The 24621-nt window shown below is 62.2% G+C and carries 24 protein-coding genes; 18 read left to right on the top strand and 6 right to left on the bottom strand.

From position 1 onward, the window contains the following. Positions 1-51 precede the first annotated feature (51 nt). Entirely contained in the window at positions 52-648 is a 597-nt protein-coding gene (locus I5961_RS03160) for a MarC family protein (protein WP_085700989.1), read from the top strand. 100 nt (positions 649-748) lie between these two features. Here the strand turns inward: I5961_RS03160 and I5961_RS03155 are convergent, their stop codons facing one another. Then, complete coding sequence (locus I5961_RS03155) at positions 749-1411, bottom strand: hypothetical protein (RefSeq protein ID WP_227234317.1); 663 nt, start codon at positions 1409-1411, stop codon at positions 749-751. Between the two features lie 57 nt (positions 1412-1468). Then, entirely contained in the window at positions 1469-2287 is an 819-nt protein-coding gene (locus I5961_RS03150) for a hypothetical protein (protein ID WP_227234316.1), read from the bottom strand. 230 nt (positions 2288-2517) lie between these two features. On the opposite strand from I5961_RS03150, the gene I5961_RS03145 reads away from it, so the two are divergent. Then, a complete protein-coding gene (locus I5961_RS03145) occupies positions 2518-3168 on the top strand; it encodes a hypothetical protein (RefSeq protein ID WP_227234314.1) in 651 nt (216 codons plus the stop codon). 87 nt (positions 3169-3255) lie between these two features. Here I5961_RS03145 and cobJ read toward each other — a convergent pair whose 3' ends face one another. The 4 genes from cobJ to cobG are packed head-to-tail and all read right to left on the bottom strand — an operon-like array spanning position 3256 to position 7607. Then, on the bottom strand, positions 3256-4959 hold the full coding sequence (gene cobJ, locus I5961_RS03140) for a precorrin-3B C(17)-methyltransferase (protein WP_227234312.1): 1704 nt from the start codon (positions 4957-4959) through the stop codon (positions 3256-3258). Beyond that, the gene (locus I5961_RS03135) at positions 4959-5693 is read right to left on the bottom strand and encodes a precorrin-2 C(20)-methyltransferase (RefSeq protein ID WP_413541586.1); all 735 of its coding nucleotides are present in this window, start codon (positions 5691-5693) and stop codon (positions 4959-4961) included. Before I5961_RS03135 ends, cobJ begins: the two co-directional genes overlap by 1 nt. Beyond that, on the bottom strand, positions 5690-6316 hold the full coding sequence (locus I5961_RS03130) for a precorrin-8X methylmutase (RefSeq protein ID WP_085703445.1): 627 nt from the start codon (positions 6314-6316) through the stop codon (positions 5690-5692). Before I5961_RS03130 ends, I5961_RS03135 begins: the two co-directional genes overlap by 4 nt. Further along, positions 6309-7607, bottom strand: a complete 1299-nt coding sequence (gene cobG, locus I5961_RS03125; RefSeq protein WP_319633921.1) for a precorrin-3B synthase — start codon at positions 7605-7607, stop codon at positions 6309-6311. Before cobG ends, I5961_RS03130 begins: the two co-directional genes overlap by 8 nt. A gap of 144 nt (positions 7608-7751) precedes the next feature. Between cobG and cbiE the strand changes: the two genes are divergently transcribed. The 16 genes from cbiE to urtD all read left to right on the top strand — a co-directional run bounded on the left by cbiE (position 7752) and on the right by urtD (position 24540). Further along, positions 7752-8963: a precorrin-6y C5,15-methyltransferase (decarboxylating) subunit CbiE gene (cbiE, locus tag I5961_RS03120; RefSeq protein ID WP_227234310.1), complete on the top strand. Its 1212-nt coding sequence runs from the start codon at positions 7752-7754 to the stop codon at positions 8961-8963. Further along, on the top strand, positions 8956-10053 hold the full coding sequence (locus I5961_RS03115; protein WP_085703442.1) for a cobalt-precorrin-5B (C(1))-methyltransferase: 1098 nt from the start codon (positions 8956-8958) through the stop codon (positions 10051-10053). Before cbiE ends, I5961_RS03115 begins: the two co-directional genes overlap by 8 nt. Next, positions 10050-10778, top strand: a complete 729-nt coding sequence (locus I5961_RS03110) for a cobalt-precorrin-6A reductase (RefSeq protein ID WP_227234308.1) — start codon at positions 10050-10052, stop codon at positions 10776-10778. The genes I5961_RS03115 and I5961_RS03110 overlap by 4 nt, the downstream gene beginning before the upstream one ends. A 223-nt stretch (positions 10779-11001) precedes the next feature. Further along, complete coding sequence (locus tag I5961_RS03105) at positions 11002-11304, top strand: addiction module antidote protein (protein ID WP_227234306.1); 303 nt, start codon at positions 11002-11004, stop codon at positions 11302-11304. A gap of 97 nt (positions 11305-11401) precedes the next feature. Next, complete coding sequence (locus I5961_RS03100; protein ID WP_085701000.1) at positions 11402-11803, top strand: DUF2946 domain-containing protein; 402 nt, start codon at positions 11402-11404, stop codon at positions 11801-11803. A gap of 48 nt (positions 11804-11851) precedes the next feature. After that, positions 11852-12331 (top strand): copper chaperone PCu(A)C, encoded by a 480-nt coding sequence (locus I5961_RS03095; RefSeq protein WP_085703440.1) that lies wholly within the window; start codon positions 11852-11854, stop codon positions 12329-12331. A gap of 21 nt (positions 12332-12352) precedes the next feature. Beyond that, on the top strand, positions 12353-12799 hold the full coding sequence (locus I5961_RS03090; protein WP_227234305.1) for a DUF2946 domain-containing protein: 447 nt from the start codon (positions 12353-12355) through the stop codon (positions 12797-12799). Between the two features lie 84 nt (positions 12800-12883). Beyond that, entirely contained in the window at positions 12884-15004 is a 2121-nt protein-coding gene (locus I5961_RS03085) for a TonB-dependent copper receptor (protein ID WP_227234303.1), read from the top strand. 147 nt (positions 15005-15151) lie between these two features. After that, on the top strand, positions 15152-16531 hold the full coding sequence (locus tag I5961_RS03080) for a PepSY-associated TM helix domain-containing protein (protein WP_227234302.1): 1380 nt from the start codon (positions 15152-15154) through the stop codon (positions 16529-16531). Between the two features lie 191 nt (positions 16532-16722). Continuing rightward, positions 16723-17511: an ABC transporter ATP-binding protein gene (locus I5961_RS03075; protein ID WP_085701005.1), complete on the top strand. Its 789-nt coding sequence runs from the start codon at positions 16723-16725 to the stop codon at positions 17509-17511. Next, on the top strand, positions 17508-18455 hold the full coding sequence (locus I5961_RS03070) for an ABC transporter substrate-binding protein (protein WP_227234300.1): 948 nt from the start codon (positions 17508-17510) through the stop codon (positions 18453-18455). The genes I5961_RS03075 and I5961_RS03070 overlap by 4 nt, the downstream gene beginning before the upstream one ends. Next, positions 18452-19462, top strand: coding sequence for a FecCD family ABC transporter permease (locus I5961_RS03065; protein WP_085701007.1), 1011 nt, complete (start codon positions 18452-18454; stop codon positions 19460-19462). The genes I5961_RS03070 and I5961_RS03065 overlap by 4 nt, the downstream gene beginning before the upstream one ends. A gap of 205 nt (positions 19463-19667) precedes the next feature. Continuing rightward, positions 19668-20933, top strand: coding sequence for an urea ABC transporter substrate-binding protein (gene urtA, locus I5961_RS03060; RefSeq protein ID WP_085701008.1), 1266 nt, complete (start codon positions 19668-19670; stop codon positions 20931-20933). 159 nt (positions 20934-21092) lie between these two features. Next, positions 21093-22595 carry an urea ABC transporter permease subunit UrtB gene (urtB, locus tag I5961_RS03055; protein ID WP_227234298.1) on the top strand — a complete coding sequence of 501 codons (1503 nt, stop codon included), beginning with the start codon at positions 21093-21095 and terminating at the stop codon, positions 22593-22595. After that, entirely contained in the window at positions 22595-23674 is a 1080-nt protein-coding gene (gene urtC / locus I5961_RS03050; protein ID WP_085701010.1) for an urea ABC transporter permease subunit UrtC, read from the top strand. The genes urtB and urtC overlap by 1 nt, the downstream gene beginning before the upstream one ends. Further along, positions 23671-24540: an urea ABC transporter ATP-binding protein UrtD gene (gene urtD / locus I5961_RS03045; RefSeq protein ID WP_085685022.1), complete on the top strand. Its 870-nt coding sequence runs from the start codon at positions 23671-23673 to the stop codon at positions 24538-24540. Before urtC ends, urtD begins: the two co-directional genes overlap by 4 nt. Positions 24541-24621: the final 81 nt, after the last annotated feature.

Below are 24621 nucleotides of genomic sequence, written 5' to 3'. Positions count from 1 at the left end.
CGATAGCGCCTGATAGACTGCCCACGACTTTCCCGCCAGCGAGCCCGCGCCATGCTCCACGTGTTATTCAGCGTTTACCTGAAGATGCTGGTGCTCTACAGCCCGTTCTTCGTGTTGTCCTGCTTTATCAGCCTGACCCGCGGTTATTCGCGCAAGGAACAACGTCGCCTGGCGTGGAAAGTGGCGATTGCCACACTGGTGTCCAGCGTCCTGCTTTATCTGTTCGGCCGAGTGATTTTCGACGTATTCGGCATTACCGTGGACGCATTCCGTATCGGTGCCGGCAGCGTGCTGTTCATCTCAGCGCTGGGGATGGCCCAGGGCAAGTCTGCGGTACAAGCCGATAACGTGCAGCAGGACGTAACCATAGTCCCGCTGACCATCCCCCTGACGGTTGGCCCCGGGACCATCGGTGCGCTCCTGGTGATGGGCGTGAGCCAGCCCCATTGGGACGACAAGCTCACAGCGATCCTCAGTATCGCGCTGGCCAGCTTCACGGTGGGCGTAGTGCTGTACCTGTCGAACCGCATCGAGCGGATCCTAGGAGACCAGGGTTTGCAGATTGTCAGCCGACTGATGGGGTTGTTTGTCTGTGCCTTGGCGGCCCAGATCATATTTACCGGCATCAAGGGCTATCTGGTGCCCTGAATCTGGCGTCGTGCAAAATCCAGACAACCAGACCATTCGGATAAAACGAAAAAGTCGTGAACCTGCCGTTCACGACTACATGCCCGCACCTGACCTGCTTTCACACTGGACCCGAAAACACGCCGATTTCGATGTACGCGGGTTGCGGCTCCTGGGCCAGCCATTCGATCGTGTCTTGCCGGAATGCTTCAAACTGATCCTGATTGAAACGCGCCGCATAAGTAAGACGAGTAGCTCGTCGACCAGAATCCGGCGACACCTTCCCTTTTCCGGATTGTTCCGAAGTGTTGAACGACACGGAAACGATGCTAAGAATCCCATCGTCTTCAACGATCCCGACCATTGCCCTGAGCCACGACGTCTGAGCGTCACTCACCAGGCAATGCTGGCTAAATCGCTCGGGCAATTCACCACTTCTGGTGACTGAAGCCAGCGCCTCCAATGCAGCCGAGATCACCGCAGCCTGGTGACCAGGCAATCGCAATTCAGCCACATGCCCGATAGCGGCCCTTGCTGAAAGAAATTGCCCTTTGATCAATGGCACCTGATCCATCTCATGAGCAAACAGACTCCAGCCACAGGAAGTCAGCATCTCTGAGTGGGTACCAAACCATTGTTCGTCGTTCAGCTCTCCCGGAAAATCCTCGTCCGCCGCCAGCGTGGCGAAAGCTACCGTATCCAGCACATCTTTTTTAATGGCGGGGGACAGCGCCTGCGATACAGCCAGAACGACACCCGCGTTTACATATAACGAGTAAGTCATCTGTTTAACTCCGCAACAAGGCTGGCGATCACATTCGCCAGCCTTCGCAACCATTGGTTATTTTTTCTTGCGTCGTTCAAAACGCTTGCTCAGTGCCGCCTTGAAGTGCTCGCCCAGGTACTCCTCCAGGTCAGCCTTCAATTCCGAATAACGCAGGGGATTGAAGGTGAGATAGGCACTGCCGCGAAAGATTCTCCGCCCAGAGGTTTTCCAGTTGAAAAACAGCGGCGAAGTTTCACTTTCACTTCCTGAGCTATCTATCGACGACAGGGAAGTCAGAATAATACCGTTCGCCAGTTGGTCGCACGGCAAGACCGCCATCCTGACGCCTTTGTCTTTGGTCACTTCACGATTATAAAGATTGATAGCCTCGGGCTCTTTCTTCAAGGAGTCGAGTGTTGTATCAACGATTGCGGAAAGGGCTGTAGCACCTGGAATTGCAGCTTTCGCAGCCGCAATACCGGACTTAACGATATCCACTACGACGTTATCCATCGTCAGTGTCGCAGCGTTCTTTTCATAAACCGTGTAGCCGGAATCCGCAACGAAACACCCCAGGTCATCCATACACTGCAAGAATGCGTGGTACCACTGTTCCGGATTATTCCCAGGCACCTCGAAATTCGCTTCGAGTTTGGCGAACTTGATCAGATTCTCGATAATTGCCATGTTCTCAAGGGTAATATTTTCGCCATAACCCACCAGCGCGTTCGCCAGAACAACTGCATCAAGCTCCTTAGTCGGACTGGTCGGATCAACCGTGAAAAAGGCCTTGGCACGCGCAGTGCCAATGACTTCAGCACCCAACTCCAGACGCTTGGCGATACGTGCCTTTACCAACGACACACATTGTTCGCTGTTTTTTGTATTTTCCATCACAACTCCAACTCCATAAACCAGTAATGTTTTTTTGCGCTCACTGTTCAAGCGCAAACAAAACTAACTGACGAACAACCAAACGAACACCCTCAACTTAATTCAACATATTAACTTTCACGCGCCACTCTAAAAAACCAAAATACTTACAAATACTGCATTTCAAACACCGCCCGGAGCTTGCAAGATACACCGCACATTGAAAATGCCATTTGACAACCGAGAACACGATGAACAATGAGACTCCAATTGGCGCACTCACTCAACACAACATTATTTCCTGCATCGACAACTTGTCGCTTCAAGACTATAACGACCTGACTGACTGTACCCGCGTCGCCACCCGTTCAGCCGACATGGCCCACAACCGCTATTCCGATTCTGAAGTCTGGCTGGAAGAATATTTACGCACGTTAATGTATCTGGGCTGGAAGCTTCATCAGGGTACTGTCACGACCAGAACAACGACAGTGCTTGATGGAAGCATCGCCGACTTTCTGGTACTCAGCGCAGAGAAAATGAATGATGTCCGTCAGGCCAGCGCGATGATGGACACTCTGGATGCCCTGAAACCCGACAAACCCGCAGTACTTTCGCTCGATAACGAGAGCCATAGAGGCCGGCGCTTTCAAGTTGCACCCACTCGGTATGACTCAAACGGCGACCTGCACCTGGCCATTTTCAATATTGAGCTGGTTGCCAGCGTCGAGCAGAACAGTTTCCTGTTTTGGTCCTGGAGCAAAAATTCTGCAAAGCTCATTCAGCGCAGTGCGTTTCTTAAACTCAATCGAAGCGAACTCAACGCACAAAGAAGGCAAATGGAAGCCGCACTTTCAAAGATTACCGCGAGCCGTTTTGCATTGAGGAAATCGCAGCAATAAACCTGCAGGCAATAACCGACAAGGCCGCGAATATTCAATTCGCGGCCTTGTCGGTTATTGCCTGGCGTTCCCTGGAAGCCAGGGGCATCAGCCTGCCGGCTTTTCCCCGTACCAGCGCGGCGTATACACCCACTCCCGGCCGTCGGCACGCGGGAAGGTGCAAGTGGTGGATGAGCCGATCAACACCATGGTGCGCATGTCCACCTGATCCGGGGTCAGCGCTCCCAATGTTGTCACCCGCAGTGTCTGCCCTGGCCGGCCGATATCGCGCCCCAATACCACCGGCGTTTCCGGCGTGCGGTGTTGCGCGACGATTTCCAGCGCTCGCCCCAGTTGCCAAGGGCGGGCACGGGAGATCGGGTTGTAGAACGCCAGCGCCAGATCCGCTTCGGCCGCCAGATCCAGGCGTTTCTCGATGATCGACCACGGCTTGAGGTTGTCCGACAGCGACATCACGCAGAAATCGTGACCCAGCGGTGCACCCGCCTGAGCAGCGGTGGCGAGTGACGCGGAAACACCCGGCAGGATCTCCAGGTCGACGCTGTGCCATGCCGGATCCGTCGACTCGTGCAACGCTTCGAGTACCGCCGCCGCCATGGCGAACACGCCCGGATCACCCGATGAAACGACAATCACCGAACGGCCCTCGGCGGCCAGCCTGAAGGCATGACGGGCACGCTGCATTTCTTCGCGGTTATCGGTGCAATGCTGCACCTGATCATCGCGGAACGGGCCGGCCATGCGTACGTAGGTTTCGTAGCCGAGCACATCGGTGGCGCGTGCCAGTTCGGCTTTCACCGCCGGCACCATCAGCTCTGCCGCACCCGGACCGAGGCCGATGACCGCCAGACGACCGCGCGGGCGCCCGATCCGCGAAACGTCCAGCGGCTGTCCGGCCACGGCGATGGCAAGGTCTTGGGATGTCGTGATGATTCGAGCGTCGGGGACGGCGTCGCGAGCCAGCTCACCGATGTCACTGGCCGGCGCGACAAAGCGCAACGGCACCGCCAGTTCAAGCGCTGCCTCACGCAAGACCGGGCTGGCCATCTGAACATCAACCGCCACCAGACAGGCCAGCGATTGAATCGCCACACCGGCCTGCTGCAACGCCTCGCGAATTGCGCGCGGCAGATCGGTCACTTCTGAACCGACCACCACCGCTACGCTGCGCGGATAAATCAGCAACTCACTGGCGCTCGCCGCGCGGGCATCGCTGCTCACATGAATCGAGCGCTGCGCGTGTGGATCCTCCGGCAGCTGCGCCTGCTCAAGCCACGGCGCCTCGCCATCAATGCGCACGCTGTGGCCGGCGAGCAAGTCGGAGACAAAGCGCTTGCCCTGCTCCAGATCGCCAAGCGCGTAACCGCCCGGCGGGTTGAGCAGACAGGTGCCGAAACGCAACTCGCCGCTGGTGGTGATCGCCGCAGCGACTTCAAGCGCTGCTGCAATCTCGCGGGCCATGACATTCACCCCGCCGAGGCCGCCGAGCAACGGCACCACGGCGCTGCCGTCTTCAGCCACGGCGAGCACTGGTGGCTCGACGCCTTTCTCCAGCAACAGCGGCGCCAGGGTGCGGATGACAATGCCGGCCGCGCACAGGGCAATGATCGGCGTGTCCTGTTGATACAGCTCACGCAGGGTCGCGCCGAATTCGCTGTAGGTCAGGTCGGCGCCTTCGACGCGCCCTTTCAGTCCGTGAATCTGTGCTGCCGGATAGACCTGCTGCAGGCGTCGGGCCGTGGCCAGCGCGCCCTGGCCGAGAATGACGATGGCCGGTGTGGAATGGGTCATCAGCCTTGCCACCGTTCGCCGGGAACAATGATCAGCGAGAAGTACGGCGACGACATCGGCTCGACCTCATCCAGCGGTACGATCTTCTGGTTGGCCATGGTCGCGCGCTCGACGTACAGCGCACGCCCGGCCAGGCCCAACTCGCCCAACACCTCACGCACTTTTGGAAAGTTGCGTCCCAGCTTCATGATCACCGCCGCGTCGGCATCGGCCAGGCGACGCTTGAGCTTGTCATGAGGCAGCACGCCGGACAGCACCGACAGACTCTGATTGCGATACACCAGCGGCGCGCCCAGCACCGATGCGCCGCCGAGCATCGAGCAGACGCCCGGCACCACTTCGGCTTCGTAACGGCTGGCAAGACGATCGTGCAGGTACATGTAGGAGCCGTAGAAGAACGGATCACCTTCGCAGATCACCGCCACATCGCGACCGGCATCCAGGTGCGCGGCCACTTCCTCTGCCGCGTCATCGTAGAAATCACTGATCACCTGCTCGTAGGACAGTGGCGCCGGCAGCACTTCGGTGGTCACCGGGTACACCAGCGGCAGCAGGTTCTGCGCGTCCTGCAGGTGCGCTTCGATAATGCCGAATGCGTTGCCCTTCTTGCCCTTGGCCACGAAGTACGCCACCACCGGCGATTCGCGCAGCAGGCGCAGGGCCTTGACGGTAATCAGTTCAGGATCACCGGGGCCGACGCCCAGACCAATCAAACGTCCTTGAGCCTGCATCATTCGACCTCCGTGGCGAGGGCATTGACCGCAGCGGCGGCCATGGCGCTACCGCCAAGGCGGCCCTGCATGATCACGAACGGCACGCCACGGCTGTTGGCGGCCAGCTCGGCCTTGGATTCGGCAGCGCCGACGAAGCCGACCGGGAAGCCGAGGATCAGCGCCGGTTTCGGCGCGCCGGCGTCGAGCATTTCCAGCAGATAGAACAACGCAGTCGGCGCATTGCCGATCACCACCACGCTGCCCGCCAGATGCGGACGCCACAGTTCCAGAGCGGCAGCGGAGCGAGTATTGCCCAGCTCACGCGCCAGCTCCGGCACGCTGTCGTCGCGCAGGGTGCAGATCACTTCGTTGTTGGCCGGCAGGCGCGCACGGGTCACGCCCTCGGAGACCATCCGCGCATCGCACAGGATCGGCGCGCCAGCGGCCAGCGCATCACGCCCCGCCTTGCCGGCTCCTTCGGAAAATTGCAGCCCGTCGATGGCCTCGACCATGCCGCAGGCGTGGATCACCCGCACCGCGAGTTTTTCCAGGTCGGCCGGGATGCGCGCGAGGTTGGCCTCGCGGCGAATGATCGCGAAGGAATTGCGATAGATCTCCTGACCGTCGCGGATGTAATCAAGCATCAAGGGGGCTCCGTGAGCGGGCGGCGAGCAGTTTCGCGGCCGCTTCGATAGTAAGGTTGTGAGCGTGCAGCGCGCCGAAACCCGGCAGCGCTGCATCGCGGAAATAGAGATCGTAGTGACCGGGGCCGACCGCCAGCAGCGTGACCGGGGCACGGTGTGCAGCAGCGCAGGAGCGCGGGCAGCCGGACAGGTGCACATCCACGGCATGTGGCAACAGCGCAGCCAGCAGGCGGGCATCGTGCTTGGTGTCGGCCAGGCCTTTGCCGCAGCCGTTGGCGCCGGTGCAGGCGATCAGGTGCGACAGCGGGTCTTCGACATGGGTCAGCAGGTTCAGCCTGGCCAATTTGTCGAGCACTTGAGCCGCATCGGTTTCCCGCACATCGGGCAGCAACAGACTCTGCCAAGGGGTGAAACGCAAGCTGCCATCGCCGAAGTTTCTGGCCAGTTGCGCAGCGCCACGCAGCATGTCCGGATCGAGCCGGCCGAGTGCCGGTGCAGCACCGACATACACCTGACCGGCCGAGGGTTGAGGATGAATGCCGAGGTGCAAACCTTCGGGTCCGGCTTCGCGCTGCCAATCTGTGGCGGCTTGCAGTTTGATCCGTTGACCGAGTTTTTCGAGGAACACCGGCGCCGCGCATTCATCCAGCAGATGACGCATTCGCGTCTGCTCCGGCCGGGCCAGATCGTGGAACAGCTCCAGCACCGCAACCACCAGCGCATGCCCATCCGCCAGCGCCACGGCAGCCAGCGGCCGGTCCGTCGGACAACCCGCCAGACCGAACGCCAACAGCGTGTCTTCACCGCTTTTGAATGCCGACAGCCACAAGTCATGGGGATGTTCGAGCATCGCCAGCGCTTCACCGCCGTCCAGTTGCACGGCGAACTTGGCGCTCAGTTCATGGAAGCGCGGATGGCTTTGCAAAGTCTCGAGGATCTGCCCGGCCAATGGACGGGTATCGAAGCGCATCTGCCGGTCGATGCCGGCCGCCGGGCTGAGCATCAGGTTGCGAACATCGTCGCCCGCCGCGGTTCGTGGCCCGAGACCGGCGGCCAGCAGGCTGTCGATCAGCGCGGCGGACTGATCGCCGATGCCACGAATCTGCAGATTGCCCCGGTTGGTCGCTTCGATAGCCCCGCCGGCAAATCGCTCGGCGGTGTTGGCCACCGCATCGGCCTGATCGGCCGTGATCGACCCGCCATCGAGCTTGATCCGGCAGATCCCGCCATCCAGCGCCTGGACGATACGCAGCAACCCCGGACAGGCCGAGGGGCGTATGGCGTTGGACATCGGGCGTTCGTTCAAGGGCTGGCAGCTCTGTGGGAAAGGCGCTTCGCGGACGAAGGCGCGGTATTATGCCTGCTTTGTCCGACGGCATGAAAAGTCTGCCCGTCGGAACGGCGCGTTTGCGGACACTTTTTTGAGGGGCTACAGATGTCACCCTGGCTGACAGTAGTAGGAATCGGTGAAGACGGCTTCAAGGGCCTGGGCAAGAATGCCCGGCGCGCCCTGATGGGCGCTTCGCGGATCATCGGCGGTCAGCGTCAGCTGGATCTGTTGCCGGTGTGCATCCGTGGCGAGCGCCAGTTGTGGCCGAGCCCGTTTTCCCTGGCCCCGGTGCTTGAGCGCCGTGGCGAAGCGGTGTGCGTGCTGGCCAGCGGTGATCCGATGTTCTACGGCGTTGGCGCGAGTCTGGCGCGGCAGGTGCCGGGGGCCGAGATGCTGGTCCTGCCGGCGCCGTCGTCCTGCTCGCTGGCAGCAGCCCGACTGGGCTGGCCGTTGCAGGACGTCAGCGTGCTGTCGCTGGTGGCTCGCCCGCTGGCGACCCTCAATAGTCAGTTGTCCAGCGGCGTGCGCCTGTTGCTGCTGAGCAATGACGGCCAAAGCCCGGCAGCGGTTGCGGCATTGCTGCGCGAACGTGGATTCGGCGCCAGTCGCCTTAGTGTGCTGGAGCATCTGGGCGGCAGCGCCGAACGCCGGATCGACGGCACCGCCAACGACTGGAACGATCCGCGCGTTGCCGACCTCAACGTGATCGCCATCGAATGCCTGGCCGTTCCGCAGACACCTCGCCTGTCCCGCCTGGCCGGCCTGCCGGACTCGGCCTTCCAGCATGACGGCCAACTGACCAAACGCGACGTGCGCGCAATCACCCTCGCTCGCCTCGCCCCGACACCGGGCGAATTGCTGTGGGACGTCGGCGCCGGTAGCGGCTCGATCGGTATCGAGTGGATGCGCGCTCACCCGAGCTGCCGTGCGCTGGCCATCGAGGCCGATGACGGTCGCCAGCAACTGATCGAACACAACCGCGATGCGCTGGGGGCTCCCGGCCTGCAACTGATTCGCGGCAGCGCGCCGCAAGCCCTCGCAGGACTGGAGCGTCCGGATGCGATTTTCATCGGCGGCGGCGTCACCCGCGAAGGCGTCCTCGACACCTGCTGGGAACAATTGAAGCCCGGTGGCCGACTGGTCGCCAACGCCGTGACCCTGCAAAGCGAAATGACTTTGATGAACTGGCGCGAACGCCATGGCGGTGAGTTGACCCGCATCCACATTGCCCAGGCGCAGCCGCTGGGCGAGTTCGATACCTGGCGCCAGGCGTTGCCGATCACCCTGCTCGATCTGGTCAAGCCCTTCGATGCGTGACGAAACCGCCGAACAACCCGCGCCCCTGCGCAGCGGCCTGACCACCGGCAGCTGCGCCACGGCCACCAGCCTCGCCGCGGCTCGCCTGCTGCTCGGCGGCCCATCGGCCGACGCCGTGCAGATCGTGTTGCCCAAAGGCAAGCAGGTGCAGATGCGCCTGGAGTTCTGCCGGCTGACCGAGAACGGCGCTGAAGCCGGAACCCTCAAGGATGCCGGTGACGACCCGGACGTGACGCACGGCGCCCTGCTTTACTCCCGCGTGCAACTGACAGCCGAGCCGGGAATCCGCTTCATCGCCGGCAAAGGCGTCGGCACCGTGACTCGCCCGGGGCTGGTGCTGGCCGTCGGCGAACCGGCGATCAACCCGGTACCGCGCAAGATGATCAGCGATCACCTGACCCTGCTCGCCGAGGAAACCGGCTATCGCGGCGGCTTCGAGGTAACGGTCAACGTTGAGGGCGGCGAAGCCCTGGCGCTGAAAACCATGAACCCGCGCCTGGGCATTCTCGGTGGCCTGTCGATCCTCGGCACCAGCGGCATCGTCCGGCCGTTTTCCTGCGCGGCCTACATCGCCTCGATTCATCAAGGCATCGACGTCGCGAAAACCAACGGCTACCTGCACATCGCCGCCTGCACCGGCAACGCCAGCGAAGACACCATGCGCCGGGTTTACGACCTGCCGGAAATCGCCCTGATCGAAATGGGCGACTTCGTCGGCGCCGTGCTCAAGCATCTGCGCAAAGTGCCTGTGGATAAACTCAGCCTGTGCGGCGGTTTCGGCAAGATCAGCAAACTGGCGGCCGGGCACATGGACCTGCACTCGCGTCATTCGAGCATCGACCTGCCGCAACTGGCCGAGTGGGCGGCGGCGATTGGCGCTGACGATGCGTTGCAGCAAGCCATTCGCGGGGCGAACACCAGCCAGCAGGCGTTGGCGATGGCCAGTGCGGCGGGTGTTGCGCTGGGTGATGAGGTCTGCCGCCATGCTCTTGAATTTGCCCGCAGCGTAGTGCCGGCGCAGGTTCAGGTCGAAGTGTTTGCGATCGATCGTCAGGGCGGCATCGTCGGCCATGCGGGGGCTTTTGTATGAAACGGATTCTGTTGCTGGGCGGCGTGACTGAAGCGTTAGCCATCGCGCGCACCTTGGGGCCGGAACACATTTACAGCCTGGCCGGGGTGGGCCGGGTGCCGACCGATCTGACGTGTCAGGTGCGCGTCGGCGGCTACGGCGCAGCGGAAGGTCTGGCGCAGTTCATTCGCGACGAAGGCATCACGCTTTTGCTCGACGCCACCCATCCGTACGCCGCGCAAATCAGCCACAACGCCGCCACCGCTGCGCAACTCACCGGCATTCCCTGCTGGGCCCTGCGCCGCCCGGCGTGGCGACCACAGCCGGGCGATGACTGGCGCGAAGTTGCCGACTGGGCGGAACTGATCACCGCTCTCGCCCCGTTCCATCGCCCGCTGTTCACCCTTGGCCGCGAACCGCTGCAACACCTCGACGAAATCCCTGCGCACCAGTTCTGGACTCTTCGCGCCCTCGACGTCTACCCCGGCAACGAACGCTGCGAAGTCATCGGCGCCCGTGGACCGTTTCTGCTGGAGGATGAACGGGCGCTGTTCGAACGCCAGCAGATCGACGTGCTGATCAGCAAGAACAGCGGCAGCACCGCGACCGAGCCGAAACTGGACGTGGCGCGGGAGCTTGGGGTGCCGGTGATGGTGTTGAAGCGGCCGGTGTTGGCGGGGGTTGATCGGGAATTTGCGACGGTGGATGAAGCCATCAGCGCACTCACCATCAACTTACAGCCCTGAGCCTTTTGCGCTCTTGAGTACGCCTTCGCGGGCAAGCCCGCTCCCACAGTGGTTAACGCCGATCACAAAACTGATGTCCAACGCTAATCCTGTAGGAGCGGGCTTGCCCGCGATGGCGCCGGCTCTCACAGCGAAAAACTTGAGTCCTACAAGTCAATCGGACGCTACGCACAACAACTTAAAGCCCGACTGACTACCTGCAGCAGTCTCCCGAGCATACGTTTTGCAATATCAACCTGCCTCGGGACGCACTCGCTTCGACGCTGCAGAGTTTCTTAAAACACCCGAGGAAATGGCGGCTTACCTGAACGCTTGTTTTGACGAAGATGCTGGCGATGGCGTTCTTATCCGTGCAGCACTTAATGACATCGCCCGCGCCCAAGGCATGACCCAGGTTGCACGAGATGCAGGCTTGGGTCGCGAAAGCCTTTATAAAGCGCTGAGCAGCACTGGAAATCCGGAATTCGCGACTATCATGAAAGTCATGAAGGCACTGGGTTTGCGGTTGCATGCCGTAGCAGGCTGAATCCTCTGCGACACCAAACCGCACGACGCTTTTTTACTTATCGGCCCTGATCAGGCTAAATAGCCGCGCCTGATCGCCCACCCTACGGATCTGTCCCATGAACCGACACCGGCTCGCATTTGCCTGGATCGCCTGCTTTGCAGTGCTGTTCAACATGCTTGCCATGCCGTTGACGGGAGCGATGGCACAGGCGGCGCAGACGCCGGCCGAGCAGTTGCTGTGGAGCAGTTTCTGCACCGGCAGCGGGACGAAGATGGTGGCGATCGACATCGGTAGCCTTGATCAGAAAGCGCCGCAGAGCGGTGACAGTCATTCGACCATGCAGCATTGCTGGTGCTGTTCCGGATCGGCGCCGGTGGTGGCGTTGCCGGGGCATTCGCCGCAGCTGTATTTCGCCCAATATGAAAGCAATCGCAGCGTGGCGCCCGCCTTGCTGCAAACCCCGACACCGCGCCAGCAATGGCCGAGCCTCAATCCCCGCGCGTCCCCTCTGGTTTGATTTGTTCCCGCATTTGACCTGCGTTTCAAATCGTTCTGGAGAACTGTCATGTTGAACAAATTCATCGTCATCGCTGCGCTGTTGCTGCCGGCGTGCTTCGCCCATGCCCACGAATACAAGGCCGGCGAGCTGGAAATCGCCCACCCGTGGTCGCAGGAACTGCCGCCGAACGCGCCAACCGTTGCCGCGTATTTCATCATTCACAACGCCGGCAAGACGGCTGACCGCCTGCTCAGCGTCGACTCGCCGATCGCCCCGACGGCCGAACTGCACGAGCACGTGATGCAGGGCGATCTGATGAAGATGCAACAGGTGCCGAACGTGGCCATCCCGGCCGGCGGAAACGTGACCTTCGCGCCGATGGCCTATCACGTGATGCTGATGAATCCGACCGACCGCAGCCTGCTGACTGACGGCAAGCGCTTCCCGCTGACGATGCACTTCGAGAAGGCCGGTGACGTGACCGTCGAAGTTGCCGTGCAGAAGAAGCCGCCGGAAGCCACGCAAGCCCACGCGCACGCCCAGTAACCGTTCCGGCAGACTCCGCCCATGCGCCCCCTGAGCGCCAGGCTCTCCCTGCAACGTCGTCAGACTGAACACCTGACTCGCGGCAGCTGGATCGCCCTGTTCGCCATGTTGATGATCTTCATCGGCCCGCTGATTTCCCAGTCGATGCCGATGGATCAGCACGCCTCGACCTCCATGCCGATGAGCATGGACATGTCGATGGACATGCCGGGGATGGATCATTCCGGGCACGGTGCACAGCCCACCGCCGAACACTGTCCGCCACAATCCTCGCACCACGTGCTGTGGGAAAAATGCGGCTATTGCAGCCTGCTGTTCAATTGCCCGGCGCTGACTGGCGGCGGCAGCTTCGCCACTTTCAGCATTCCTCTCGTCAACACCTTCACCCCACCCTCCCCGCGTCTGGGCCATGCCCGGCAGACCTTCTTCCCCGGCGCCCGCACCCGCGCCCCGCCCGTCGCAGCGTAAACACCCGACTCTGATTGCACACGGTTGAGAAGACAGCTTCAGGCTGCCGGCCGTGTCGTTTACGACTGTTTGATGGAAATTGTCATGTCCAGGTTTTCTGCTGTCCCACGCCCGGGTTCTGCCCCGGCGTCCTTTGCCCTGAACGAATCGCGCATTCGTTTCAGGCACGCTACCGCCGTCCTTTGCGGCGTCCTGCTGTCCCCGCTGGTCCATGCCGACGAACACGCCGGCCACGCTGACGAATTGAGCCCGACGGTGATCACCGCCATCGCCCCGAGCTCGCCGCTGACCATCGTCACCAACCCGAAAGACCCGCGCCAACCGGTGCCCGCCAGCGATGGCGGCGACTATCTGAAGACGATTCCCGGCTTCGCCCTGGTCCGCAACGGCGGTACCAACGGTGATCCGGTATTGCGCGGCATGTTCGGTTCGCGCCTGAACATTCTCACCAACGGCAGCATGATGCTCGGTGCCTGCCCCGGCCGGATGGACGCGCCGACCTCGTACATTTCACCCGAGACCTACGACAAGCTCACGGTGATCAAAGGCCCGCAAACCGTGCTCTACGGACCGGGCGCCTCGGCCGGCACGATCCTCTTCGACCGCGAGCCGGAAAGCTTCGGCGAACTCGGCACCCGCGTGAACGCCAGCGTACTGGCCGGCTCTCACGGACGCTTCGACAAAGTCGTCGATGCGGCAGCCGGCGGCTCGCTGGGCTATGTGCGGGTGATCGGCAACACCGCGCACTCCGACGATTACCGGGACGGCAACAACGACATCGTTGCCTCGCGCTATGACAAGTGGAACGGCGATGTAGCGGTGGGCTGGACCCCGGACGCCGACACCCTGATCGAACTGACCGCCGGCAAGGGCGACGGTGAAGCACGCTACGCCGGACGCGGCATGGACGGCTCGCAATTCCTGCGTGAAAGCCTCGGTCTGCGCGTCGAGAAATCCAACATCACCGACGTGCTGGAGAAGCTCGAAGCTCAGGTCTATTACAACTACGCCGACCACGTGATGGACAACTACACCCTGCGCACGCCGTCCGGCACCGGGATGATGGCAGGGCCCATGGCGTCCAACGTCGACCGCCGCACCCTCGGCGCGCGGATCAAGGCGACCTGGCGCTGGGCCGATATCCAGCTGATCACCGGCCTCGACGCGCAGACCAACGAACACCGTCAGCGCAGCGGCATGGGTATCGATACCTACAAGGATCAGCCGTTCACCAAGGACGCCGACTTCCACAACTACGGCGTGTTCAGCGAAATGACCTGGTACGCCGCCGACCGCGACCGGCTGATCACCGGCGCCCGGGTCGACCGCGCCTCGGCCAGGGATTTCCGGCAGACCACCGGCTCAGGAATGATGTCCCGGCCGAACCCGACCGCCGGCGATACCCGTGCCGACACCTTGCCGAGCGGCTTCATCCGTTACGAGCATGACCTCGCCGACAGCCCGACCACGCTCTACGCCGGTCTCGGCCACGCGCAACGGTTTCCGGATTACTGGGAGCTGTTTTCGCCCAAGTCCGGCCCGGCGGGTTCGGTCAATGCGTTCGATTCGATCAAGCCGGAAAAGACCACTCAGCTCGACTTCGGCGTGAACTACAAGAGTGCCGAACTCGAAGCCTGGGCCTCGGGCTACATCGGCCAGGTGCGCGACTACATCCTGTTCGACTACACCCCGGGGATGATGGGCATGAGCACTTCCCGCGCCGAGAACATCGACGCGCGGATCATGGGCGGTGAACTCGGTGCCGCTTACAAGCTCACCGACAACTGGAAAGCCGATGCGACCCTGGCCTACGCCTGGGGCAAGAACAGCAGCGACGGCAAGGCCCTGCCGCAGATGCCGCCGCTGGATGCCCGTTTCGGCCTGACCTACAGCGAAGATAACTGGAGCGCCGGCGCACTGTGGAGGGTGGTTGCCGCGCAAAACCGGATCGACCGGAACAAGGGCAACGTGGTCGGCAAGGATTACGACAAGAGTTCGGGCTTCGGCGTGTTCTCGCTCAACGGTGCCTACCGGATCAACAAGAACTGGAAGGTCAGTACCGGCGTCGACAACCTGTTCGGCAAGGCTTACGCCGAACACCTGAACCTGGCGGGCAACGCCGGGTTCGGCTACCCGGCCAACGACCCGCAAGCCATCAATGAACCGGGGCGCACGCTCTGGACCAAGGTGGACATGAGTTTCTAACCCTTCCCCCTGTGGGAGCGAGCTTGCTCGCGAAGGCGGTGTAACAGGCGGCATTTATGTTGGATGTGCCGCCCCCTTCGCGAGCAAGCTCGCTCCCACAAGGGTTGCAGAACAACTAGAAGATCCAAGCCAAGCGGAGCACTCGTGATGAAACAGCCCAAACCGAATTTCTACAACCTGGCCTGGCGTTGGCATTTTTATGCCGGATTGTTCGTCGCGCCATTCATGGTGATGCTGGCCCTGACCGGCATCATTTACCTGTTCAAGCCGCAGCTCGATTCGCTGATGTACAGCAGCCTGCTGAACGTCCCGGCCGGGCATCACACCGTGCCGGCCGACGACCTGCTGCAAAAGGTCAAAAGCGCTTATCCACAAGGCCAGGTCACCCAGTACCTGCCACCCGCGAACGCCGAGCGCAGCGCGCAGTTTGTCGTGGCCAATGCCGGCCATGAACTGAACGTATTCGTCGATCCGTACCACGGCGACATCCTCGGCGAGCAGGATGCCAGGCAGAACCTGCAAGCCATCGCCCGGGCGATTCACGGCGAACTGATGATCGGCACCGTCGGTGACCGACTGATCGAAATGGCCGCCGGCTGGGGCGTGGTGCTGGTGGTGTCCGGGGTTTTCCTGTGGTGGCCGCGCGGTCAGGCCGCGGGGATTCTGTGGCCGCGCCTGAGCAGTCGCGGCCGCGTGCTGTGGCGTGACCTGCACGCGGTCACCGGTTTCTGGGGCGCGGCATTGCTGCTGGTGATGCTGCTCAGCGGCATGACCTGGACCGGTTTCTGGGGCAAGCAGTACGCCCAGGTGTGGAACGTGTTCCCGGCGGCGATGTGGGACAACGTGCCGACCTCCGACGTCGAGGCCGGCAGCCTCAACAACGCCGCCCGCCAGACTGTGCCCTGGGCGATGGAAAACACTCCGATGCCGATGTCGGGCGACCACGCCGAACACATGGCCCACGGCGGCATGCAACACGGGCCGGCCGCGCCGACCATCCGCCTGCAGGACGTGCAGAACATCGCCGTTGAGCGCCAGGTCGAGCCGGGCTACAGCATTACCCTGCCGACCACCGCCACCGGCGTGTTCACCATCGCCGTGTTCGCAGACGATCCGCGCAACGACGCGACCCTGCACATCGATCAGTACACCGGCAAGGTCCTCGCCGACGTGCGTTTCGAGCAATACGGCGCTGTTGCCCGCGCTACCGAGATCGGCGTGATGCTCCATGAAGGCAAGATGTTTGGCACCTTCAACCAGCTCATCGTGCTGCTGATCTGCCTGATGATCCTGCTCAGTGCCGTCAGCGGCGTGGTGATCTGGTGGAAGCGCCGGCCACAGGGCAAGTTCGGCGTGCCGCCGCTGCGCCACGATCTGCCGAAGTGGAAAACCGGGGTGGCGATCATGCTGGTGCTGGCGGTGGTGTTTCCGCTGGTGGGCGCTTCGCTGGTGGTGGTGTGGGTGCTGGATCGACTGCTGCTGTCGCGTCTGGGCCGACAAGCTGAATCTGCCTCAACTTCATCATGAGACTGGCGAGATGCAGGTTTCAGACAAGTCCTTAAACTGCCGGACCTGATATTCGGCCGATTTAAGTGTTACTGTATAACTAAATTTCAGCTCATTGCCCGCCGTCCACGCTGCGGGCTTTCTTTTGCGCTGACCGACTGCGGGCGATGGAACGGCCGGATTCACTTCATGGACTTCAAGCTGAACAACACATGACCTCACTGTCCCTCACCGATCTCGCCTGGTCACCCTTGGGCCACGATCACTGCCATCACCAGTTCCAGCTGCGTGACGCCTCGTTGCACGTGGCCGCCGGTGAGTTTGTCGGGCTGATCGGGCCAAATGGCAGCGGCAAGACCAGCCTGTTGCGCTGCGCCTATCGCTTCAGTCAGCCGGAACGCGGTGAGGTCAGACTCGATCACCACAACGTCTGGAAGCAATCTTCACGCTGGTGCGCGCAACGCATCGCCGTGGTTCTGCAGGAATTCCCGGATGCCTTCGGCCTGACCGTCGAAGAAGTGGTTGCCATGGGCCGCACGCCGCACAAAGGCCTGTTCGACGGCGACACGCTGGAAGACCGCCAGGTCGCCACCCAGGCCCTCAAATCGGTGGGCCTCGATGGCTTCGAAGATCACGCCTTCGCCACGCTGTCCGGCGGCGAAAAACAACGGGTGATCCTGGCCCGCGCCCTGACCCAGCAACCGCAACTGCTGATCCTCGACGAGCCGACCAACCACCTCGACCCGCGCTATCAGCTGGAGCTTCTGCAACTGGTCAAGCGTTTGCAGATCGGCACGTTGGCGAGCATTCACGACCTGAACCTGGCCGCCGCGTTCTGCGACCGGTTGTATGTGATCAACCACGGTCGCATCGTCGCCAGCGGCACCCCGCAACAAGTCCTGACCGTCGACCTGCTGCGCGACGTGTTCGGCGTCGAAGCATTGATCGATCCACACCCCCTCCACGGCTACCCGCGAATCACCTGGATAACCCGACCATGACTGTGCGCTCCCTGCTTTGCCTCGCTCTGTTGCTGGGCACCACCCACGCCTTCGCCGAGGCCACCCCGTACCCGCTGACGATCCACAGCTGCAACCGCGAAGTGACCTTCAAGGAAGCGCCCAGACACGCGGTCAGCCACGACATCAATATGACCCAGATGATGCTCGCCCTCGGCCTCAAGTCGAAAATGGCCGGCTACAGCGGCGTGAGTGGCTGGAAGTCGGTGACACCGCAAATGCAGTCGCTGCTCGACGGGTTGCCGGAACTGGCAGCCAAGTACCCGTCGGTGGAAACCCTGCTCAACGCCAACGTCGATTTTTTCTTCGCCGGCTGGGATTACGGCATGCGCGTGGGTGGCGATCTCACGCCGCAGACCCTGCAACCGCTGGGCATCAACGTCTATGAGCTGACCGAATCCTGCGCCTTCGTGATGAAGCGACCGGCCGCCACGCTGGACGACACCTACAACGACCTGCGCAACCTCGGCAAAATCTTCGACGTGCAGGATCGCGCCAACGCGCTGATCGCCGATATGCAAAGTCAGGTTGCGGACATCCGCAAAGACCTGCCCGCCGAGAAACCGCGGGTGTTCCTGTACGACAGCGGCGAAGACCGCGCCATGACCTCCGGCCGCCTCGGCATGCCGCAAGCACTGATCGACGCCGCTGGCGGGCGCAACGTTCTCGATGACGTCGAAGCGAGCTGGACCCGGGTCAACTGGGAAACCGTGGTCGAGCGCAATCCGCAGGTGATCGTGATCGTCGACTACAGCGAAATCACCGCCGAGCAGAAGATTGAATTCCTGCTCAAGAACAAGGCGCTGCAATCGGTGGACGCGATCAAGAACCAGCGCTTCATCGTCATCCCTTACGTGCAGGCCACGCCGGGGATCGACAACGTGCTGGCGGTTGAAACCCTGGCCAAAGGGTTCCACGGCGAATGATCAATCGTGGTTACGGCTGGCTGCTGATTGCCCTCGGCGCGGTGCTGCTGGTGTCGTGCGTGGTGTCGCTGGGCTTCGGCCCGGCGCGGGTGCCGGTGGACGTGGTGTGGCGGATTCTGCTGCACAAGCTGTTCGGCCTCGGCGCGCCGGACTGGAGCGCTGGCCAGGAACACATCGTCTGGCTGATCCGCGTGCCGCGCATGCTGCTCGGTGCATTGGTCGGCGCCGGACTGGCGTTGATCGGCGCGGTGCTGCAAGCGGTGACGCGCAATCCGCTGGCCGATCCTCATCTGCTCGGCGTCACTTCCGGTGCCACGCTCGGTGCAGTGATCGTGGTGCTGCACGTCGGTGAAATCGTCGGCCTGCTGACTTTGCCGATCGCCGCGTTCATTGGCGCATTGTTGAGCATGTTTCTGGTGCTGGGCATCGCCAGCCGGCAGGGTCGGCTGGACAGTGATCGTCTGCTGCTGTGCGGCGTGGCGGTGTCGTTCGTGATGATGGCGATCGCCAATCTGCTGCTGTTCATGGGCGATCACCGGGCCAGTTCGGCAGTGATGTTCTGGATGCTCGGCGGCCTCGGTCTGGCACGCTGGGAATTGTTGGCCGTGCCGGCGCTGAGCGTGTTGCTCGGCCTGATTCTGCTGATCGGCATGGCCCGTCCGCTGAACGCCTTGATGGCCGGCGAACAGACCGCCGTCACCCTCGGCCTGAATGCCCGGGCGGTGCGTCTGCGGGTGTTCGTGATCGCTTCGCTGATGACCGGGGTGCTGGTATCGATCAGCGGCTCCATCGGTTTTGTCGGGCTGATGGTGCCGCACATTGCCCGGCGCCTGATCGGTGCCGAGCATCGGCGTCTGCTGCCGGTGTGCGTGTTGCTCGGCAGCGTTTTCCTCGTCTGGGTGGACGTCGCCGCACGCACACTGATTGCCCCGGAAGACCTGCCCATCGGCGTTGCCACCGCAGCCCTCGGCGGCCTGTTTTTCATCGGCCTGATGCGCCGCCGCTGAATCCTCCGGGTGCGCCCCAATCTGGCGCACCTCGTTGCACCTTTGCATGCAACACGTCCCCTCATGGTGCGCCGCCTTCGCGCGCGACCGCTCTAAACCGACATTTCCCTGCCCAAACCCGACCGGGCACAGCCCTTGCAAAACCCCCTTCAGTCGTTCGCATCTGCCAACCATAAAAAACTTTAACGTTCATGGAGATCGCACAATGAAGCGTCGCAGTTTGATCAAGGCTTTCACACTCACGGCATCCATTGCCGCGATGGGCATGACCTGGACCGTACAGGCCGCCGAGACCATCAAGGTCGGAATTCTGCATTCGTTGTCCGGCACCATGGCGATCTCCGAAACGTCGCTCAAGGACATGGCGTTGATGACCATCGACGAGATCAACGCCAAGGGCGGGGTGAACGGCAAGATGCTGGAGCCGGTGGTGGTCGACCCGGCGTCGAACTGGCCGCTGTTCGCGGAAAAGGGTCGGCAGTTACTGACCCAGGACAAGGTCGCGGTGGTGTTCGGTTGCTGGACTTCGGTGTCGCGCAAATCGGTGCTGCCGGTGTTCGAAGAACTCAACGGCCTGCTGTTCTATCCGGTGCAATACGAAGGTGAAGAGATGTCGCCGAACGTGTTCTACACCGGCGCCGCGCCAAACCAGCAAGCGATCCCGGCGGTTGAATACCTGATGAGCGAAGAAGGCGGCAGCGCCAAGCGTTTCTTCCTGCTCGGCACCGACTATGTGTACCCGCGCACCACCAACAAGATCCTGCGTTCGTTCCTGCACTCCAAAGGCGTCGCTGATAAGGACATCGAAGAGGTCTACACCCCGTTCGGCCACAGCGACTATCAAACCATCGTCGCCAACATCAAAAAATTCTCGGCCGGCGGCAAGACCGCTGTGATCTCCACCGTCAACGGCGACTCCAACGTGCCGTTCTACAAAGAGCTGGCCAACCAGGGCCTGAAAGCCACCGAAGTACCGGTGGTGGCGTTCTCGGTGGGCGAAGAAGAACTGCGCGGCATCGACACCAAGCCGCTGGTGGGCAACCTCGCGGCGTGGAACTACTTCGAGTCGGTGGAGAACCCGGTGAACAAGAAGTTCGTCGATGACTGGAAAGCCTACGCGAAGAAACACAACCTGCCGGGCGCCGACAAAGCGGTGACCAACGACCCGATGGAAGCCACTTACGTCGGCATCCACATGTGGGCGCAGGCGGCCGAGAAAGCCAAATCCACTGACGTCGACAAGGTCCGCGAAGCCCTCGGCGGCCAGACCTTCGCCGCGCCGTCCGGCTACACCCTGACCATGGACAAGACCAATCACCACCTGCACAAACCGGTGATGATCGGCGAGATCCAGAGCGACGGTCAGTTCAACGTCGTGTGGCAGACCGAAGGGCCGATTCGTGCGCAGCCGTGGAGCCCGTTCATTCCGGGTAACGACAAGAAGCCGGATTATGCGGTGAAGAGCAACTGAGTTAACCCGCTCAACCTGATCGTTCCCACGTCGAGGCGTCGAACCGTCTGCGTGGGAATGCCTCAATGGACGCTCTGCGTCCGCTTTTGGGACGCGGAGCGTCCCGGGCTGCATTCCCACGCGGAGCGTGGGAACGATCACTACGCAAGGCCATTTCATATGCCCACTGCCCTTTACCGCTTGATCCTGGCCCTGGCACTTTTGCTGCCGATGGCCGCCCATGCCGGGGACGCCGAAGACTTCGTCGCCGCCAACCCGATGCAACAGGCCAAACTGCTGGAAGCCTGGGCCGCGCAGCCCGATCCGGCCCGTGTCGAACTGATCAACGCCCTGCAACAAGGCGAGCTGACCGTCGACGGCCAACCCAAGAGCCTGCGCCTGAACAACCGCCTGCGGGGTCTGATCGACACCGCACTGGCCAGCCACCAATTGCTCGCCGCCGACGCCAAAATCCGTCTGAGCGCCGCGCAGCAATTGCAGAAAAGCGCCAAACCGGCGCAGCTGAAATTCCTCGACCAGCAACTGGCTGGCGAACAAGACGAAAGCGTCCACGCCGCCCTGAGCCTGGCGCTGGCCAACCTGCAACTGGTCGACACCGACCCGGCGGTGCGCCTCGCGGCCGTGCGCCTGCTCGGTGAAACCGGCGATCCACTGGCCCGCACCCGCCTCGAAGGCTTGCTCGAACCCGGGGTCGAAACCGATGCCAATGTGCGCACCGCCGCCGAAACCAGCCTTGCCCAGGTCAAGCGCAAACTGCTGGTCGGCGAACTGCTCGGCCAAGCCTTCAGCGGCATGTCCCTCGGTTCGATTCTGCTGCTCGCGGCACTCGGTCTGGCGATTACCTTCGGCCTGCTCGGCGTGATCAACATGGCCCACGGCGAGATGCTGATGCTCGGCGCCTACTCGACCTATGTCGTGCAGTTGATGTTACAGCGCTACGCCCCGCAGGCCATCGAGTTCTATCCACTGATTGCGCTGCCCGTGGCGTTCTTCGTCACCGCCGCCATCGGCATGGCACTGGAGCGCACGGTGATCCGTCACCTCTACGGTCGCCCGCTGGAAACCTTGCTCGCGACCTGGGGCATCAGCCTGATGCTGATCCAGCTTGTCCGGTTGCTGTTCGGTGCGCAAAACGTTGAAGTGGCGAACCCGGCATGGCTGTCCGGCGGGATTCAGGTGCTGCCGAATCTGGTGCTGCCGTACAACCGCATCGTGATCATCGCCTTCGCATTGTTCGTCGTGGTGCTGACCTGGCTGCTGCTGAACAAGACCCGCCTCGGTCTGAACGTGCGCGCCGTCACCCAGAATCGCAACATGGCCGCCTGCTGCGGTGTGCCCACCGGGCGTGTCGACATGCTCGCCTTCGGCCTCGGCTCGGGCATTGCCGGGCTCGGTGGCGTTGCCCTGAGTCAGATCGGCAACGTCGGCCCGGATTTGGGCCAGAGCTACATCATCGACTCGTTCCTGGTGGTGGTGCTCGGCGGCGTCGGCCAACTGGCCGGCAGCGTGTTCGCCGCGTTCGGCCTGGGCATCGCCAACAAGATTCTCGAACCGCAGATCGGTGCGGTGCTCGGCAAGATCCTGATCCTCGCGCTGATCATTCTGTTCATCCAGAAACGTCCGCAAGGCCTCTTCGCACTGAAAGGACGGGTGATCGACTGATGAACCAGCCTCTACTAGTCACGGCCACACAAAAGGCCGGCCCGAAAGTCACGCTCGCCATCGGCGCGGTCGTTCTCGCATTGCTGATCGCCCTGCCGCTGCTGTCGCTGCTGCCGACAGACAGTGCGCTGCATGTCTCGGCTTACACCCTGACACTGGTCGGCAAGATTCTCTGCTACGCCATCGTCGCCCTGGCACTGGATCTGGTCTGGGGTTACGCAGGTCTGCTGTCGCTGGGCCACGGTCTGTTCTTCGCCCTCGGCGGTTATGCGATGGGCATGTACCTGATGCGTCAGGCTGCCGGTGATGGCCTGCCGGCGTTCATGACCTTCCTGTCGTGGACCGAATTGCCGTGGTACTGGAGCGGCACCGGCAACTTCCTCTGGGCAATGTGCCTGGTGGTGTTGGCACCGGGACTGCTGGCGCTGGTGTTCGGGTTTTTCGCCTTCCGCTCGCGGATCAAGGGCGTGTATTTCTCGATCATGACCCAGGCCCTGACCTTCGCCGGGATGCTGCTGTTTTTCCGCAACGAGACCGGCTTCGGCGGCAACAACGGCTTCACCAATTTCCGCACGATCCTCGGTTTCGGCATCACCGAACCCGGCACTCGCGCGGTGCTGTTTCTGGCAACGGTGTTGCTGCTGGTGGCGAGTCTGTTCATCGGCTGGCGCCTGGCCCGCAGCAAGTTCGGCCGGGTACTGACGGCGCTGCGCGATGCGGAAAACCGCCTGATGTTCTGTGGCTACGACCCGCGCGGTTTCAAGCTGTTCGTCTGGGTCTTGAGCGCGGTGTTGTGTGGTCTGGCCGGTGCGTTGTACGTGCCGCAGGTGGGGATCATCAACCCGAGCGAAATGTCGCCGACCAACTCGATCGAAGCCGCCGTGTGGGTAGCCTTGGGCGGACGCGGCACCCTGATCGGCCCGCTGCTCGGCGCCGGCGTGGTCAACGGCATGAAGAGCTGGTTCACCGTGGCCTTCCCCGAATACTGGCTGTTCTTCCTCGGCGCGCTGTTCATCGTCGTGACGTTGTACCTGCCCAAAGGCGTGATCGGTCTGCTGAAGAAACGAGGTGAATCATGAGAGTCACGGCGAGCGCTGAATTCATGCTGGAACCGGCCTTTTTCCCGGTGGAGCCCAACAAGGACGAAGGCACCAGCCGCGACTCGATCGGCCTCGGGCAACGCGTCGGTCCGGGCCTCGACACCCGTCACGGCACGATCCTGACCCTGGAAGACATCAGCGTCAGCTTCGATGGCTTTCGGGCGTTGAACAATCTGAACCTGTACATCGGCGTCGGCGAATTGCGCTGCATCATCGGCCCCAACGGCGCGGGCAAGACCACGCTGATGGACGTGATCACCGGCAAGACCCGCCCGAGCCACGGCAAGGCCTGGTTCGGCGAAACCCTCGACCTGACGCAGATGAGCGAAGTGCAGATCGCCCAGGCCGGCATCGGTCGCAAGTTCCAGAAACCGACGGTGTTCGAAGCCTTGAGCGTGTTCGAGAACCTGGAGCTGGCGCAGAAGACCGACAAGTCGGTGTGGGCCAGCCTGCGGGCGAAGTTGAGCGGCGAGCAGAAAGACCGGATCAGCGAAGTGCTCGACACCATTCGCCTGACCTCCTCGGTCAATCGTCCGGCGGGGCTGCTGTCCCACGGGCAGAAACAGTTTCTGGAGATCGGCATGTTGCTGATGCAGGACCCGCAACTGCTGCTGCTCGACGAACCGGTGGCGGGCATGACCGATGCCGAAACCGAGTTCACCGCCGAACTGTTCAAGTCGCTCGCGGGCAAGCATTCGCTGATGGTGGTGGAACACGACATGGGCTTCGTCGGCTCGATCGCCGACCACGTCACCGTGCTGCATCAGGGCAGCGTGCTGGCCGAAGGATCACTGGAACAGGTGCAGGACAACGAGCGCGTGATCGAAGTCTATCTCGGCCGCTGAAGAGGAAATCAGATCGTTCCCACGCTCTGCGTGGGAACGCCGCCATGGACGCTCCGCGTCCGCCGTTATGTGACGCGGAGC

The sequence above is a fragment of the Pseudomonas sp. IAC-BECa141 genome (genome assembly GCF_020544405.1).
Lineage (GTDB): Bacteria > Pseudomonadota > Gammaproteobacteria > Pseudomonadales > Pseudomonadaceae > Aquipseudomonas.
Note: the sequence above shows the minus strand (reverse complement) of the source record. Positions and strands in the feature narration are given on the sequence as shown.

What these genes read in the sequence shown, in the direction of transcription:
- I5961_RS03160 (WP_085700989.1), top strand. Translation starts at nt 52, where the DNA reads ATGCTCCACGTGTTATTCAGCGTTTACCTGAAGATGCTGGTGCTCTAC.
- I5961_RS03155 (WP_227234317.1), bottom strand. Translation starts at nt 1,411, where the DNA reads ATGACTTACTCGTTATATGTAAACGCGGGTGTCGTTCTGGCTGTATCG.
- I5961_RS03150 (WP_227234316.1), bottom strand. Translation starts at nt 2,287, where the DNA reads ATGGAAAATACAAAAAACAGCGAACAATGTGTGTCGTTGGTAAAGGCA.
- I5961_RS03145 (WP_227234314.1), top strand. Translation starts at nt 2,518, where the DNA reads ATGAACAATGAGACTCCAATTGGCGCACTCACTCAACACAACATTATT.
- cobJ (WP_227234312.1), bottom strand. Translation starts at nt 4,959, where the DNA reads ATGACCCATTCCACACCGGCCATCGTCATTCTCGGCCAGGGCGCGCTG.
- I5961_RS03135 (WP_413541586.1), bottom strand. Translation starts at nt 5,693, where the DNA reads ATGATGCAGGCTCAAGGACGTTTGATTGGTCTGGGCGTCGGCCCCGGT.
- I5961_RS03130 (WP_085703445.1), bottom strand. Translation starts at nt 6,316, where the DNA reads ATGCTTGATTACATCCGCGACGGTCAGGAGATCTATCGCAATTCCTTC.
- cobG (WP_319633921.1), bottom strand. Translation starts at nt 7,607, where the DNA reads ATGTCCAACGCCATACGCCCCTCGGCCTGTCCGGGGTTGCTGCGTATC.
- cbiE (WP_227234310.1), top strand. Translation starts at nt 7,752, where the DNA reads ATGTCACCCTGGCTGACAGTAGTAGGAATCGGTGAAGACGGCTTCAAG.
- I5961_RS03115 (WP_085703442.1), top strand. Translation starts at nt 8,956, where the DNA reads ATGCGTGACGAAACCGCCGAACAACCCGCGCCCCTGCGCAGCGGCCTG.
- I5961_RS03110 (WP_227234308.1), top strand. Translation starts at nt 10,050, where the DNA reads ATGAAACGGATTCTGTTGCTGGGCGGCGTGACTGAAGCGTTAGCCATC.
- I5961_RS03100 (WP_085701000.1), top strand. Translation starts at nt 11,402, where the DNA reads ATGAACCGACACCGGCTCGCATTTGCCTGGATCGCCTGCTTTGCAGTG.
- I5961_RS03095 (WP_085703440.1), top strand. Translation starts at nt 11,852, where the DNA reads ATGTTGAACAAATTCATCGTCATCGCTGCGCTGTTGCTGCCGGCGTGC.
- I5961_RS03090 (WP_227234305.1), top strand. Translation starts at nt 12,353, where the DNA reads ATGCGCCCCCTGAGCGCCAGGCTCTCCCTGCAACGTCGTCAGACTGAA.
- I5961_RS03085 (WP_227234303.1), top strand. Translation starts at nt 12,884, where the DNA reads ATGTCCAGGTTTTCTGCTGTCCCACGCCCGGGTTCTGCCCCGGCGTCC.
- I5961_RS03080 (WP_227234302.1), top strand. Translation starts at nt 15,152, where the DNA reads ATGAAACAGCCCAAACCGAATTTCTACAACCTGGCCTGGCGTTGGCAT.
- I5961_RS03075 (WP_085701005.1), top strand. Translation starts at nt 16,723, where the DNA reads ATGACCTCACTGTCCCTCACCGATCTCGCCTGGTCACCCTTGGGCCAC.
- I5961_RS03070 (WP_227234300.1), top strand. Translation starts at nt 17,508, where the DNA reads ATGACTGTGCGCTCCCTGCTTTGCCTCGCTCTGTTGCTGGGCACCACC.
- I5961_RS03065 (WP_085701007.1), top strand. Translation starts at nt 18,452, where the DNA reads ATGATCAATCGTGGTTACGGCTGGCTGCTGATTGCCCTCGGCGCGGTG.
- urtA (WP_085701008.1), top strand. Translation starts at nt 19,668, where the DNA reads ATGAAGCGTCGCAGTTTGATCAAGGCTTTCACACTCACGGCATCCATT.
- urtB (WP_227234298.1), top strand. Translation starts at nt 21,093, where the DNA reads ATGCCCACTGCCCTTTACCGCTTGATCCTGGCCCTGGCACTTTTGCTG.
- urtC (WP_085701010.1), top strand. Translation starts at nt 22,595, where the DNA reads ATGAACCAGCCTCTACTAGTCACGGCCACACAAAAGGCCGGCCCGAAA.
- urtD (WP_085685022.1), top strand. Translation starts at nt 23,671, where the DNA reads ATGAGAGTCACGGCGAGCGCTGAATTCATGCTGGAACCGGCCTTTTTC.